Annotated in this window: 11 protein-coding genes; 6 read left to right on the top strand and 5 right to left on the bottom strand. The window is 70.7% G+C overall.

Going from position 1 to position 14,843, the window contains the following annotated elements; all coding sequences use genetic code 11:
- Positions 1-51: 51 nt before the first annotated feature.
- Positions 52-1,881 carry an acyl-CoA dehydrogenase gene (locus ACFXGI_RS27035; protein WP_384711739.1) on the bottom strand — a complete coding sequence of 610 codons (1,830 nt, stop codon included), beginning with the start codon at positions 1,879-1,881 and terminating at the stop codon, positions 52-54.
- Positions 1,882-2,087: 206 nt separating this feature from the next.
- Between ACFXGI_RS27035 and ACFXGI_RS27040 the strand changes: the two genes are divergently transcribed.
- The 4 genes from ACFXGI_RS27040 (at position 2,088) to ACFXGI_RS27055 (ending at position 5,130) form a co-directional block, all read left to right on the top strand.
- Positions 2,088-2,546, top strand: coding sequence for an SseB family protein (locus ACFXGI_RS27040; protein ID WP_030153025.1), 459 nt, complete (start codon positions 2,088-2,090; stop codon positions 2,544-2,546).
- Positions 2,547-2,571: 25 nt separating this feature from the next.
- Positions 2,572-3,531, top strand: coding sequence for a DUF5937 family protein (locus ACFXGI_RS27045; protein WP_384711743.1), 960 nt, complete (start codon positions 2,572-2,574; stop codon positions 3,529-3,531).
- 104 nt (positions 3,532-3,635) lie between these two features.
- The gene (locus ACFXGI_RS27050) at positions 3,636-4,010 is read left to right on the top strand and encodes a hypothetical protein (RefSeq protein ID WP_229337761.1); all 375 of its coding nucleotides are present in this window, start codon (positions 3,636-3,638) and stop codon (positions 4,008-4,010) included.
- 133 nt (positions 4,011-4,143) lie between these two features.
- On the top strand, positions 4,144-5,130 hold the full coding sequence (locus ACFXGI_RS27055) for a pirin family protein (protein ID WP_384711746.1): 987 nt from the start codon (positions 4,144-4,146) through the stop codon (positions 5,128-5,130).
- Between the two features lie 71 nt (positions 5,131-5,201).
- Here the strand turns inward: ACFXGI_RS27055 and ACFXGI_RS27060 are convergent, their stop codons facing one another.
- From ACFXGI_RS27060 to ACFXGI_RS27070, 3 genes are all read right to left on the bottom strand, one after another.
- A complete protein-coding gene (locus ACFXGI_RS27060) occupies positions 5,202-5,378 on the bottom strand; it encodes a hypothetical protein (protein ID WP_384711749.1) in 177 nt (58 codons plus the stop codon).
- Positions 5,379-5,383: 5 nt separating this feature from the next.
- On the bottom strand, positions 5,384-6,427 hold the full coding sequence (locus tag ACFXGI_RS27065) for an AI-2E family transporter (RefSeq protein ID WP_384711902.1): 1,044 nt from the start codon (positions 6,425-6,427) through the stop codon (positions 5,384-5,386).
- Between the two features lie 84 nt (positions 6,428-6,511).
- Positions 6,512-8,656 (bottom strand): SpoIIE family protein phosphatase, encoded by a 2,145-nt coding sequence (locus ACFXGI_RS27070; RefSeq protein ID WP_384711905.1) that lies wholly within the window; start codon positions 8,654-8,656, stop codon positions 6,512-6,514.
- Positions 8,657-8,792: 136 nt separating this feature from the next.
- On the opposite strand from ACFXGI_RS27070, the gene aspS reads away from it, so the two are divergent.
- Positions 8,793-10,610 (top strand): aspartate--tRNA ligase, encoded by a 1,818-nt coding sequence (aspS, locus tag ACFXGI_RS27075; protein ID WP_384711752.1) that lies wholly within the window; start codon positions 8,793-8,795, stop codon positions 10,608-10,610.
- A 78-nt stretch (positions 10,611-10,688) separates the two neighbouring features.
- On the opposite strand, the gene ACFXGI_RS27080 is transcribed toward aspS, so the two are convergent.
- Positions 10,689-12,251, bottom strand: coding sequence for a VWA domain-containing protein (locus ACFXGI_RS27080; RefSeq protein WP_384711755.1), 1,563 nt, complete (start codon positions 12,249-12,251; stop codon positions 10,689-10,691).
- A gap of 353 nt (positions 12,252-12,604) precedes the next feature.
- Between ACFXGI_RS27080 and ACFXGI_RS27085 the strand changes: the two genes are divergently transcribed.
- Positions 12,605-14,701: a PhoX family protein gene (locus tag ACFXGI_RS27085; RefSeq protein WP_384711758.1), complete on the top strand. Its 2,097-nt coding sequence runs from the start codon at positions 12,605-12,607 to the stop codon at positions 14,699-14,701.
- The last annotated feature ends 142 nt before the right edge of the window (positions 14,702-14,843 follow it).

Raw genomic sequence — 14,843 nt, forward strand, 5'->3', positions numbered from 1 at the left:
CAGGCCGGGCCCTCTGGGAGGGCCCGGCCTGCGGGTGGGTGACCGTGGAGGCTAGAACGCGGCCTCGTCGAGCTCCATCAGGGAGTTGTCGACGGCCTCGGCCAGCGCGCGGGCGACCGAGACGTTCGGCAGCACCTGCGAGGCGAAGAACTTCGCCGCCGCGATCTTGCCGGTGTAGAAGGCGACGTCCTTCGCGGGGGCGCCGGCGGCCAGCTTCTCGGCGGCCACGGCCGCACCCTTGAGCAGCAGGTAGCCGACGACGACGTCACCGGACGCCATCAGCAGGCGGGTGGTGTTCTGGCCGACCTTGTAGATGTTCTTGACGTCCTCGCCGGTGGCGGTGAGGTCGACGATCATCTGGCCGACGATACCCTCCAGGTCCACGGCGGCCTTGGCGAGCGAGTCGCGGGCACCGGCCAGCTCCTCGCCGCCGACGGCCTCGGCCAGGAACTTCTTGATCGTCTCGGAGAGGATGTTCAGCGAGGCGCCCTGGTCGCGGACGATCTTCCGGAAGAAGAAGTCCTGGCCCTGGATCGCCGTGGTGCCCTCGTAGAGGGTGTCGATCTTGGCGTCGCGGATGTACTGCTCGATCGGGTATTCCTGCAGGTAGCCGGAACCGCCGAAGGTCTGCAGCGACTGCGCGAGCTGCTCGTAGGAGCGCTCCGAGCCGTAGCCCTTCACGATCGGCAGGAGCAGGTCGTTCAGACCGATCTCGGCGGAGGCGTCCTTGCCCGCGGCCTGCTTGAGCTGGATTTCGTCCTGGACGGAGGCGGTGTACAGCACCAGGGCGCGCATGCCCTCGGCGTACGCCTTCTGCGTCATCAGCGAGCGGCGCACGTCCGGGTGGTGCGTGATGGTGACCTTGGGGGCCGTCTTGTCCATGAAGTTGGCCAGGTCCGGACCCTGCACGCGCTCCTTGGCGTACTCCAGGGCGTTCAGGTAGCCGGTCGAGAGCGTCGCGATGGCCTTCGTGCCGACCATCATGCGGGCGAACTCGATGATCATGAACATCTGGCGGATGCCGTCGTGCTTGTCACCGATCAGCCAGCCCTTGGCGGGGTGCTGGTCGCCGAAGGTCATCTCGCACGTGTTGGAGGCCTTGAGGCCCATCTTGTGCTCGACGTTCGTCGCGTAGGCGCCGTTGCGCTCGCCCAGCTCGCCGGTCTCCCAGTCGAAGTGGAACTTCGGGACGAGGAAGAGGGACAGGCCCTTGGTGCCCGGGCCGTGGCCCTCGGGGCGCGCGAGGACGTAGTGGAGGATGTTCTCCTCCATGTCGTGCTCACCGGACGTGATGAAGCGCTTCACGCCCTCGATGTGCCAGGAGCCGTCCTCCTGCTGCACGGCCTTGGTGCGGCCGGCGCCCACGTCCGAGCCGGCGTCCGGCTCGGTGAGGACCATGGTGGAGCCCCAGCGCTTCTCGACGGCTATCTGCGCGACCTTCTTCTGCGCCTCGTTGCCCTCTTCGAAGAGGATGCCGGCGAACGCCGGGCCGGAGGAGTACATCCAGATGGCCGGGTTCGAGCCGAGCAGCAGCTCCGCGTAGGCCCAGATGAGGGAGCGGGGCGAGGTGGTGCCGCCGATCTCCTCGGGCAGGCCGAGCCGCCAGTACTCGGAGTCCATGAAGGCTTCGTAGCTCTTCTTGAAGGACGCCGGGACCGGCGCGGTGTTGGTGGCCGGGTCGAAGACCGGCGGGTTGCGGTCGGCGTCCGCGAAGGAGTCGGCCAGCTCGTTCTCGGCGAGGCGGGTGATCTCGGACAGGACGCTCTTGGCGGTCTCGGTGTCCATCTCACCGAACGGTCCGGTGCCGTACAGCTTGTCGCGGCCGAGCACCTCGAAGAGGTTGAACTCGATGTCGCGGAGATTCGACTTGTAGTGCCCCATGGCGACGGCTCCGTTAAGGCTCGGGAAGACAGGTTCCTCGTACATACCAATCGGTAACGTTCATGATGCTACCCGCGGGTAATAAGAAGCAACCCCTGACGTGGGGACTGTGACCAGGGTCAAGCGGCGCACCAGCCGGCCACGGGCCGCAACCGTGGCGGGAATGCGCGTCCACGGGGTCCGGGGCGCTCGGTAGGCTTCGCCCTATGTACGGCTACGACCAGAACGTGAGCGCAGGGCAGCAGTACGCCGCCCCGCAGCAGATGGCCGGCGGGTACGGCGAGCAGCCGCTGTACCCCGAGCCCTCGCCGCCGTCGCTCGCCGACGCGGTGCGGGCCTTCACGACCGGGTCGCTGTCCGCCGAGGACTTCCAGCAGATCTTCGCCACGTCGAAGGTCTACTGCCCGCGCGGCGAGACCCCGGGCTTCCTGGCGCTGCACAACACGCAGCAGCCGGTGATCCCCATGTTCACCACGCTCAAGGAGCTCCGCCGGTACGCCGGCAAGGAGTCCAAGTACTTCGTGATCACGGGCGCCGAGGTGATCGACCTGCTGCCGACCGGCTACGGCTTCGTCCTCGACATGGAGGGCGACCACCGCATGGTCTTCGACGCGAAGGCCGTGGAGCAGATGGTCGACTACGCGATGCGCCGCATGTACGGCTGACCGAGGCCGCGGCCGGGGGGCGAACGTGCTGCGAGTGCATTTCACGGCGGAGGACCTGCTCAACGTCACGTTCGCGAGCGAGCCGCTGCCGCTGGTGGAGCTGTCGATGGCGCTGATCGCCTGGCAGCGCGTGGACGAGCAGGCGGTTTTCGGCCGCTGGCGCAGCCGCGTCAGCCGGGAATTACCGGACCGGGCGCGCCCGCTGCTCGATCTGCTGCGGCCGGACGGCGACAATCCGCAGTTCGTCGAGCCCGCCGTGCGGAGCCTGGAGGAGGGACTCGCCGCAGTACGGGACGCGGGTCCGCTGCTGACCGCCGAGCAGCTGCGCCGTACCGTCGCCCGCGCCCCCGGCCCGGCGTCCTGGCTGCGTGCGCTGTGGGGTCAGGACCGTGAGGCGTGGGATCTGCTGGACCGTGCGATCCGCTGCGCGTACGAGGCGGTCGTGGCCCCGCAGTGGCCGCGGATCCGGCAGTCCTTCAGGGCGGACGTCGCCTGGCGCACCCGGCTGCTGGCCGCCCACGGCATCAAGGCGTGCCTGGCGAGCATCCATCCGGCGGCGGCCTGGTCGGACACCGTCTTCGAGGTGGGCCTAGAGCCGGACTACGAGGTCCGGCTCGGCGGCGGCGGTCTGATGCTGATGCCCTCGGCGTTCTGGACGGGGCGCCCGCTGCTGGCCGGCCTGCAGGACGGGTCGCACGTCCTGCACTACCCGGCGATGACCCCGCTGCCACTGGTCGAGCCGGGCCGGGCGGAGGGCGCGCTGGACGCGCTGCTGGGCCGGACCCGGGCGGCCGTGCTGCACCTGCTGATCGAGCAGCGGACCACCAGCGAACTGGCCCGGGACCTGGACATCAGCCTGCCGTCGGTGTCGGAGCACACGCGCACGCTGCGCGCGGCGGGGCTCATCACGACGGAGAGGGACGGCAAGGCCGTCCTCCACTCGGCCACCGGACTGGGCGTGGACCTGCTCCACAGTACGGGCTGACGGCCGACCTTTCGGCGGTGCCCGAAAGGATCGCGGCCGGCGCCCCGGTTCCCGAACATCGGTGCTGCGGGGGGAATCCCGCTCCTACCGACAGGGAGACTGCCATGTCCGTCACGTCCTTACGCACGAAGCTCGCCGCGCTGGCGGCCACCGGGGTCATGGCGCTGGGTACGGGGGTCCTGGCGGCATCACCCGCGACGGCCTCGGACCACACGGTCGACGGGTGCCCCTCCGGGTACGGGTGCATCTACACCCCGGGCTGGGGCTCGCACACGGTGGACGTGAAGTTCAACGCCGCGGGTACCTACAACCTGAGCAACAAGAACGACTGGCGCTGGGTGCTGAACAACCAGACCGGTGGCTGGAAGTTCAAGCTGTGCACCGGGTACAACGGCACCGGCAGCTGTGAGGACATGCCGCTGGACCAGTGGCGGTGGCGGGACATCACGCCGATCAACTCGGTCGTCGTCTCGCCGTAACCGCATGACCGCATAACCGCAGGTGAGTGGCGTCGGGCCCCGGGGGGAATTCCTTCGGGGCCCCTTCTGTTCTGTGGGGTGTGGCAGGAAGTTCGAGTTTCAACTAAACTCGATGCAGAAGGAGGTTCCGACCATGCCTGCAGTGACTGTGGAGAACCCGTTGACGCTCCCCCGCGTCGCGGAGCCCGCCCAGGAGACCGCCGCCCGCAAGGTGCTGGCCGTCACGACCGCCCCGGGTGGGTTCGAGGGCGAGGGGTTCCCGGTGCGCCGCGCGTTCGCCGGGATCAACTACCAGCACCTCGACCCGTTCATCATGATGGACCAGATGGGCGAGGTGGAGTACGCGCCGGGCGAGCCCAAGGGCACCCCCTGGCACCCCCACCGCGGCTTCGAGACCGTCACGTACCTGATCGACGGAACCTTCGTCCACCAGGACAGCAACGGCGGCGGCGGCGTCATCAACGGCGGTGACACACAGTGGATGACCGCCGGCTCCGGCCTCCTGCACATCGAGGCCCCGCCGGAGTCCCTCGTCGTGTCCGGCGGGCTCTTCCACGGCCTCCAGCTGTGGGTGAACCTCCCCGCCTCGGACAAGATGATGCCCCCGCGCTACCAGGACATCGGCGGCGGCCAGGTCCAGCTGCTGTCCACCCCCGACGGCGGCGCCCTGCTCCGCGTGATCGCCGGTGAACTGGACGGCCACGCCGGCCCCGGCATCACCCACACCCCGATCACGATGATCCACGCGACCGTCACCCCGGGCGCGCAGGTCACCCTCCCGTGGCGCGAGGACTTCAACGCCCTCGCGTACGTCATGGCCGGCCGCGGCAGCGTCGGCACCGACCGGCGTCCCGTCCACACCGGTCAGACGGCGGTCTTCGGCGAGGGCGGCTCGATCACGGTGCGGGCGGACGAGTCCCAGGACGCGAACACCCCGGACCTGGAGGTCGTGCTCCTCGGCGGGCGCCCCATCCGGGAGCCGATGGCGCACTACGGGCCGTTCGTCATGAACAGCCGGCAGGAGCTCCAGCAGGCCTTCGACGACTTCCAGGCGGGCCGGCTGGGGACCATCCCCACCACCGCCCGGGAGCGCACGAAGTCGGCGGACCAGCACTCCTGACCGCACCCGGCGGACACCCGCCGGCGGCGCAGGGCCTCCGCCGGTCGCGTACGGGAGGCCCGCCACGCCGGCTACAGGCCGGCCAGGACCCCGGTGACCGGTCCGATCAGCGGCGCCACGGCGACGGTGAGCGGCGACATCACCGGGGTCCGGTCGCGCAGCGCCGCCACCCCGACCACCGGCAGGGCGCCGAGCGTGGTGCCGGCGATCCCGACCGCCCCGATGACCGGGCAGATCGCCGCCGGCAACGTCGCTACTCGGCGCGCTCGACCGCCGCGTGGCGTCTGCGGATCTCCGACACCACTCCGAACGCGGCCGCGGTGAGCGGTACGGCCAGCAGCATGCCGAGGATCCCGGCGACGCTGGCTCCGGCGGTGATGGCGAGCATGACCACCGCGGGGTGCATCTGGACCGTCCGGCTCTGGATCACGGGCTGCAGGATGTGCCCCTCCAGCAGCTGTACGGCGATCACCACGCCCACCGCCCACAGGCCGATGAACCATCCCCGTTCGGCGAAGGCGACGAGGACGGCCACCGCGCCGGAGATGAAGGCGCCCAGGTACGGGATGTACGCGCCGACGAACACCAGGGCGCCGAGGCCGACGGCGCCGGGGACGCGGAGCACGAGCAGCCCGACCGTGATGCACACGGCGTCGATCAGGGCGATGAAGGTGGTGCCGCGCATGAAGCCCTCGACGGCCTCGAAGGCACGGCGGGCCATCGCCTCGACGGTGTCGCCGGCCGCGCGGGGCGCGAGCGAGCGCAGGGTGCCGGCCGCGCGGTGCGAGTCGCGCAGGAAGAAGAACATCAACAGGAGGGCGAGGACGGAGGTGGCGATCACCTCGCCGACGACGCTGATGCCGGTGATGACGCCGGAGGCGGCCGTACCGCCGAACTTCGCCAGCAGCTCCCTGGCGTTCGAAGCCAGGTCCTCCAGGGAGGTCCCGGCGGGCCCGAAGCGGTCGGCGAGGTCCTGCCCGGCCTGCTTGAGGGAGTCGAGGATCTGGTCGCCGGTGCTGATCAGGGCGTGCACGACCACGTACCCGGCCCCGCCGAACACCGCGACCACGCCGAGGCAGGTGAGCGCGGCGGACAGCGAGGGGTGCACCCCCATCCGTACGAGGCGCCGGTGCATCGGCCCGAGCAGGGCGACTCCGAGCAGCGCGAGCAGGACGGGCGTGACGGCGGTCTTGAACGTGATGCACAGCCACACGCCGACGGCTACCACGCCGGTGACGAGCAGGGCGACCACGCACCAGGCGGCCAGCCGCCTGACCGGCGGGGGGAGCAGAGTCAGCACCCGTGCATCCAACCACGGCGTTGCGGGCGGCGTTCCGGGACGGCGTCGCGGGCGGCGTCGCGGCCGGGGCCCGGTCGTCGCTCAGCCGTCCTTGGCCTGTTCGTCCATCTCGAACCAGATCGACTTGCCCTCGCCGCGCGGGTCCACGCCCCAGGTGTCCGCCAGCATTTCCATCAGAAGGACGCCCCGGCCGCTCGACGCCATCTCGCCCGGGTGCCGCTTGTGCGGCAGCTCGTCGCTGGCGTCCGCCACCTCGATGCGCAGCCGCCGCGTCCCCAGCTCGCCCATCGCCTCCGCGACCAGCAGAGCGTCCCCGTCCGTGTGCACGAGGACGTTCGTGACCATCTCGGAGACCATGAGCACCGCCGAGTCCACCTGCTCCGCGTCCGCCCAGTCGTGCAGCAGCTCCCGGATCTGCCGGCGCGCGCCCGCGATCCGCTCCGGCTCCGCCTGCGCCACGGTCAGCATCGTGCGGCGCGCCGGTCGCGCCGGGTGCTTCGCGGGGGCCCCGTAGCCGCAGTCCGGGCCCTCCCGGCACAGCAGGACGACGGCTATGTCGTCCTCGCGCCGGTCGGCCAGCGGGCCGGTGGTGTGGTGCGAGGAGGGCCCGTGCACGGCCTGGACCAGCAGGTCGGCCAGCTTCTCCAGGCCGTCGGACCCGTGGCTCCCGTCCGCCTCGTGCGTCTCTGACTCGAGGATCGCCCGCAGCCGCGCCCAGCCCGTGTCCAGGTCGTGCCCGCCGGTCTCGATGAGCCCGTCGGTGCACAGCATCATCGTCTCGCCGTGCTCCAGCGTGAACCGCGTCGTGGGGTAGTCCGTGTCCGCGACGATGCCGAGCGGGAGGCCTCCGGCGGTCGGCCGCATCAGCACCGTGCCGTCCGTCATCCGGATCACCGGGTCGGGGTGGCCGGCGCGGGCCACCTCCAGCAGACCCGTCGCCGGGTCGCACTCCACGTACAGGCAGGTCGCGAAGCGCGGGCTGCGGAAGTCGCAGTCCTCGTACGAGTCCGTGATGCCGGCCAGGAAGCGCGAGGCGCGGGAGAGCACCGCGTCCGGCCGGTGGCCCTCGGAGGCGTACGCGCGCACCGCGATCCGCAGCTGGCCCATCAGCCCGGCGGCCCGTACGTCGTGCCCCTGGACGTCCCCGATGACCAGCGCGAACCGTCCCGAAGGGAGCGGGATCATGTCGTACCAGTCGCCGCCGACCTCCAGCCCGCCGCCGGTCGGGACGTACCGCGCGGCGATCTGCATGCCCGGGATGTCGGGGCCCAGCATGGGCATCATCGACCGTTGCAGGTCGGAGGTGAGTTCCCGCTCGGATTCGGCCACGCCTGCCCGCTGGAGGGCCTGGGCGAGCATGCGGGCCACCGTGGTCAGGACGGACCGCTCGTCCGGCGAGAAGGACACCGGGTGCTTGAACGCGGCCATCCAGGCGCCCATGGTGCGCCCGGCGACGATCAGGGGGACGAAGGCCCAGGAGGCCCGGCCGAAGCGCTGGGCGAGCGGCCAGGTGGCCGGGAACCGCCGTTTGTACTCCTCGGGGCTGGGGAGGTAGATCGCCCGCCCCGTACGGACGACCTCGGCGGCCGGGTAGTCCGTCTCCAGCCGCATGTCCGAGAAGGGGGCCTCGTCCCCGGGGCCGTGCCCGTGGTGCCCGATGATCGACAGCCGGTCCCCGGCCACCCCGAAGACCGCCAGCCCGTCGGGGCTGAAGCCGGGCATCGACAGGGAGGCGGCGACCCGCAACACCTCCGCCGTCGACCGGGCCTCGGCGAGCGCCCGACCCGCGTCCAGCAGGAAGGCCTCCCGGGAGCGCCGCCAGTCGCCGGTGATCGGGGTGTGCACGGCGGTGGTGCCCGGCTGCGGCTCGGCGATCTCCTGGATCGTGCCGATCAGCTCGTAGTCGACCCGGCCCTCGGCGGTCCGGTTCTCCACCGGCTTGGAGCGGCTGCGTACGGTCCGCAGCACCCGCCCGTCCTCGTCCATGATCCGCAGACGGGCCTCGGCGAGGGTGTCCTCCGCCACCGCGAGATTGACGATTCCGTTGATCTCGTTCCAGTCCACCGGGTGGAACCGCGACCGCACGACGACCTCGGGCAGCACGGCCGGCTCCGCGGGCAGCCCGAGCAGCCGGGCGGCCTCGCCGTCGAGGGTGACCGTCCCGGAGGCGTTGTCCCATCGCCACAGGCCCGTCGCGATGGCGGCCAGGACGTCCTCGGTGCGCACCCGGTCATCTTTACAGGTCATCCCCCGGCAGTGCCTGTTCTCGGGCGCTGCCGGGCAGGCCAGCACGGTCCCCTGCCCGGACGGTAACCTTGTGAGGGTTGAATCCACCCTGGTATCGCGAAGAACTGGATGACTGATGCATCGGTACAGGTCCCACACCTGCGGCGAGCTCCGCGCCTCTGACGTCAACGCCGACGTCCGGCTGAGCGGCTGGCTGCACAACCGTCGAGACCTGGGCGGCATCCTCTTCATCGATCTGCGCGACCACTACGGCATCACGCAGCTCGTGGCCCGCCCCGGCACCGCCGCGGCCGCCGTCCTGGACAAGCTCTCCAAGGAGACCGTCGTCCGCGTCGACGGCAAGGTCGTCTCGCGCGGCGCCGAGAACGTCAACGCCGACCTCCCCACCGGCGAGATCGAGATCGAGGCCCTTGAGGTCGAGGTGCTCGGCGCGGCCGCCCCGCTGCCCTTCACGATCAACACCGACGACGGTGTGAACGAGGAGCGGCGCCTGGAGTACCGCTTCCTCGACCTGCGCCGCGAGCGCATGCACCGCAACATCATGCTGCGCTCCGCCGTCATCGCGGCGATCCGCCACAAGATGGTGGCCCTCGGCTTCAACGAGATGGCGACCCCGATCCTCACCGCGACTTCCCCCGAGGGCGCCCGTGACTTCGTCGTCCCGTCCCGCCTGAACCCGGGCAAGTTCTACGCCCTGCCGCAGGCCCCGCAGCAGTTCAAGCAGCTGCTGATGATCTCGGGCTTCGACCGCTACTTCCAGATCGCGCCCTGCTTCCGCGACGAGGACGCCCGCGCCGACCGATCCCCGGGCGAGTTCTACCAGCTCGACGTCGAGATGTCGTTCGTCGAGCAGGAGGACGTCTTCCAGCCGATCGAGCGCCTGATGACCGAGCTCTTCACCGAGTTCGGCAACGGCCGCGAGGTCACCTCGCCGTTCCCGCGGATCCCGTTCCGCGAGTCGATGCTGAAGTACGGCAACGACAAGCCCGACCTGCGCGCCAAGCTGGAGCTCGTCGACATCACCGACGTCTTCGAGGGCTCGGAGTTCAAGGCGTTCGCCGGCAAGCACGTGCGTGCGCTGGCCGTCCCGGACACCGCCGCGCAGCCGCGCAAGTTCTTCGACGGCCTCGGCGAGTACGCGATCTCGCTCGGCGCCAAGGGCCTGGCGTGGGTCCGCGTGGGCGAGGACGGTTCGCTGACCGGCCCGATCGCCAAGTTCCTCACCGAGGAGAACGTCAAGGTCCTCACCGAGCGCCTGGGCCTGCTCCCCGGCCACGCCGTGTTCTTCGGCGCGGGCGAGTTCGAAGAGGTCTCCAAGATCATGGGCCCGGTCCGGGTCGAGGCCGCCAAGCGCGCCGGGCAGTTCGAGGAGAACGTCTTCCGGTTCTGCTGGATCGTCGACTTCCCGATGTACGAGAAGGACGAGGAGACCGGCAAGATCGACTTCTCGCACAACCCCTTCTCCATGCCGCAGGGCGGCATGAAGGACCTGGAGGAGAAGGACCCGCTCGACATTTTGGCCTGGCAGTACGACATCGTCTGCAACGGCATCGAGCTGTCCTCCGGCGCCATCCGCAACCACGAGCCCGAGGTCATGCTGAAGGCCTTCGAGATCGCGGGTTACGAGGCGGAGACCGTCGAGCGCGAGTTCGCCGGCATGCTGCGCGCCTTCCGTCTCGGCGCCCCGCCGCACGGCGGCATCGCCCCGGGCGTCGACCGCATCGTGATGCTGCTCGCCGACGAGCCGAACATCCGCGAGACCATCGCCTTCCCGCTGAACGGCAACGCGCAGGACCTGATGATGGGTGCGCCCACGGTCCTGGAGGAGTCCCGCCTGCGCGAGCTGAACATCGCGCTGCGCAAGCCGGTGGAGACGAAGGCCGCCGACGCCAAGCCGATCGCGGAGGCCGTCCACCCGGACGCCGCGCGCTGATCGCCCGCAGGTGAGACGAAGGGCCCGGGATCCATTTCGGATCCCGGGCCCTTCGTCGTGCGTGGGTGGCTGCGGGGCTCAGAAGCTCTGGAGCAGCCCCTTGGCCAGCGCGGCGGAGGTCAGCTCGGCGGGGGCCGGGCCGGCGTGGAAGAAACCGGCGTTCTCGGCGTCCAGCTTGCGCAGGAAGTCGAAGGCCTTGGCGTCGTGGTCGCCGAAGGCGACGAACTGCCAGTGCACGCCGGGTGCGGAGGCGGCGGCGTCGGCGAGGGCCTGCTTGGCGGGCCGGACGCTGTCGGGGGCGCCGTCGGTCTGGAACACGACGAGGGCGGGACCTTCGCCGCCGTCCTTCTGGTACCGCTCGACGACGGCCTCCACGGCCACGTGGTAGCTGGTGCGGCCCATGCGGCCGAGTTCGGCGTGGCGGGCTTCGACCCAGGCGTCGTCGTGGGCCTCCAGGGTCAGTTCGGCGGTGCCGTCCACGTCCGTGGAGAAGAACACGGTGTGCACGGTCGCCTCGCCGTCGAGGTGCGCGGCGAGGGCGAGGGCGTGGTCCGCGAGGTGCTGGGCGCTGCCGTCCTTGTAGAACGGGCGCATCGACCCCGACCGGTCCAGGACCAGGTACACCTTGGCCCGCGCACCGGCCTTGCCCTTGCCCCGGAGCACCTGTCCGGCGGCCTTGTAGGCCGCGGCCACTGCGGGAGCCGTCCGCTTCACGTCGGCGAGCGCGTGAGCCGGCCCGTCGGTTTCGGCGGCAGGGCCCTCGGCGTCGGCGACGCCGACGGGCTCGGGTTCGGCGACGTCGGCGACGACCTCGATGACCGGTTCGGCGACGGCCTCGGCGACCGGTTCGACCTCGGGCTCGGGCTCGGCCTCGGGCTCGACGGCGACCTCGACGGCCTCGGCGACCGGTTCGACGGCGACCTCGGGCTCGGTCTCGACGACGGCCTCGGGCTCGACGGCGATCTCGACGGCCTCGGCGGTCGGTTCGGCCTCGGGTTCGGCGGCGATCTCGACGATTTCGACGACCTCGGCGACCGGCTCGGCGGCGATCTCGGGCTCGGTCCCGACGATCACGTCGACCACCGGCTCGATCTCGGGCACGTCGGCGACCGGCTCCACCTCCGGGGTCTGTGCCTCGGCAGCCAAGGGCTCCACGACGACCTCGGGCTCCGGCTGCACCTCGGGCTCGGCCACGACCGGGGCGACCGCCTCGGCCACCGGCTCCGGCTCGGGCGTCTCCGCCTCGGCCTCGACGACCTCGGGCACAACCTCGGCTTCGACGACCTCGGCCACGACCTCGGCCACGACCTCGGCTTCGGCCACAACCTCGGCCTCGACGACCTCGGCTTCGGTCACGGCCTCGGCGGCCACGATCTCGGCCTCCGGCTCCGCGACGACCTCGGCCGCGACGACCTCGGGCTTCGCCTCGGCGGCCGGTGCATCCGGCTGGGGGCGCCGCGCCTCCGGGACCGTGGGGTCCGGCGCCGGGGCGGTGAGAAGGGTCCCCGGTTCACGGTCCCGCGGAGCGGACTGCGGGGGAACCGTGGGGTTGTCGAAGGAGGCGGCGACCAGTTCGGCCGCCACGTCCAGGGGGGTCCGTTCCGCCTGGCTCGGGACGGCGGCCGAAGTGGCGTCCGTCATCTCCGGAACCGGCTCGGCAGACCGTCCGAACACCTTGCGCAACAAGCTCCGAATACCCATGGGCCAGGCCTTTCGCATGAGTGCGTGAGTCATTTGTCCGTGCTGCGCGGATGATCCCTGCCCAGAGTGGACACGTAAGGTTATCGGCCGCTTGGCTGGAACTTCGGCAGGGGCGCCCTTCGTGGCGCCCGGCCCAACCAGCACACACCCCATCTTGCCGAACTCCCGCACCGACGTGCCCGGTTCACCAGGCGTTCATTCCGCCGCCGCCGCTTCGGCGCAACCCGCGCCTACCGTCACGGCTGGATTCGACCGACATGCTGTCGGCACCCGTGCATCTACGGAGGACACTCGTGCGCAAGCTCCTGCCGCTCATAGGCAACTCGCATGGGGGCGGCCGTTCCGCCCTCACCTGCCGCTACCGCTGCGGCGACGCCTGCTTCCACGAGGTGCCGAACAAGAGCGACAACGAGTACGTCGGCGATGTCATCGCCCGCGCCTACTCGCGCCGCTCGATGCTGCGCTCCGCCGCCGTCGTCACGGTCGCGTCCGCCGCCGGTACCGCGATCACCCTCGGCAGCAACGGCTCCTCGGCCACCGCCGCCCCCGCCGCTGCCGACGCCCAGAGCGCCGCCGCCGATGCCGCGGGTGCCCGCGGCCTGCGCTTCAAGGCCATCGCGCCGAACACCGACGACCGGGTCACCGTCCCCGAGGGCTACGAGCAGAACGTGGTCATCCGCTGGGGCGAGCCGATCGTGAAGGGCGCTCCCGGGTTCAACGCCGACAAGCAGACCGCCGCCGCCCAGGCCGGTCAGTTCGGCTACAACAACGACTTCCTCTCGCTGCTCCCGCTCGGCGGTGACTACGAGCGCCAGCAGCTGCTCGTGGCCAACCACGAGTACACCGACGAGATCCTCATGTTCAAGGGCTACGACCCGGCGAACCCGACCCGCGAGCAGGTCGAGATCGCCTGGGCCGCGCACGGTCTCGGCGTCGTCGTCGTCCAGGAGGACCACCGCAGCGGCAAGCTGACCGCGGTCAACCGCCACCAGCTGAACCGCCGCCTCACCGCGACCAGCGAGTTCAAGCTCACCGGCCCGGCCGCGGGCAGCGCCCTGGTGAAGACCTCCGTCGACGCGACCGGCACCAAGGTCCTCGGCACGCTCAACAACTGCTCCGGCGGCACCACCCCGTGGGGCACCACGCTGCACGGCGAGGAGAACTTCAACCAGTACTTCGCCAACGCCGGCCAGGTCACCGACGCCACCGAGGCCGCCCGCCTGAAGCGCTACGGCGTGACCGCCGGCGCCACCGAGCGCAAGTGGGAGCGGTTCGACAAGCGCTTCGACGTGCTCCAGGAGCCCAACGAGTCGCACCGCTTCGGCTGGGTCGTCGAGCTCGACCCGTACGACCCGCGCTCCACCCCGCGCAAGCGCACCGCGCTGGGCCGTTTCAAGCACGAGGGCGCCCAGCCCCGCCTGACCGAGGACGGCCGCCCGGTCGTCTACATGGGCGACGACGAGAAGTTCGACTACTTCTACAAGTTCGTCTCCTCGAAGCAGATGAAGAAGGGCGACTCGCGCGCGGCGAAGGAGCACAACCTCACGCTGCTCGACGAGGGCACCCTCTACGTCGCCAAGCTGACCGGTGACTCCCCGGCCGCCGAGTTCGACGGCACCGGCAAGCTCCCCTCCGACGGCCAGTTCGACGGCTCCGGCGTGTGGATCAAGCTCCTCACCTCCTCCCCCTCCGGCAATGTCTCGCACGTCGAGGGCATGACCGCCGAAGAGGTGGCCGTCTTCACGCGTCAGGCCGGCGACAAGGTGGGCGCCACCAAGATGGACCGCCCCGAGGACATCGAGCCCTCGCCGCGCACCGGCCGCGTGTACGTCGTCCTCACCAACAACAGCGACCGCGGCAAGGCCGGCAAGGCCGGAGCGGACGAGGCGAACCCGCGCAACACGAACAAGCACGGCCAGATCCTGGAGCTCGCCGAGAACTTCGACGACCCGGCCGGTGACGGCTTCGCCTGGCGCCTGTTCCTGGTCGCCGGTGACCCGAAGGACCCGTCCACGTTCTTCGCCGGCTTCCCGAAGGAGAAGGTCAGCCCGATCTCCTGCCCGGACAACGTGACCTTCGACCCGCACGGCAACCTGTGGATCTCCACGGACGGCAACCAGCTCGGCTCCCACGACGGCCTGTTCGGCGTCGCCACCGCCGGTGAGCGCCGCGGTGAGCTGAAGCAGTTCCTGACCGTCCCCCGCGGCGCCGAGACCTGCGGCCCGCTGGTCCAGGACAAGCGCGTCCTCGTCGCCGTCCAGCACCCGGGTGAGATCGACGGCGCGTCCGTCGAGAAGCCCCAGTCGGTGTGGCCCGACGGCCCCGGGAAGATCGTCCGCCCGGCGGTCGTGTCCGTCTGGCGCAAGGACGGCAAGAACATCGGTGTCTGATCCGGCCGGTGGGCGCGGTCGGCTGACCGGCTGAATGCACCATGGGCGGTGGGTGTTTCACGTGTAAAAACCACCCCCCAATGGGGGTTAAACCCCCGCAAACGCAGGGTGGTGGACCCCCGGGATAATAAATGGGAGAAAA

It is taken from the genome of Streptomyces sp. NPDC059355 (genome assembly GCF_042752335.1).
Lineage (GTDB): Bacteria > Actinomycetota > Actinomycetes > Streptomycetales > Streptomycetaceae > Streptomyces.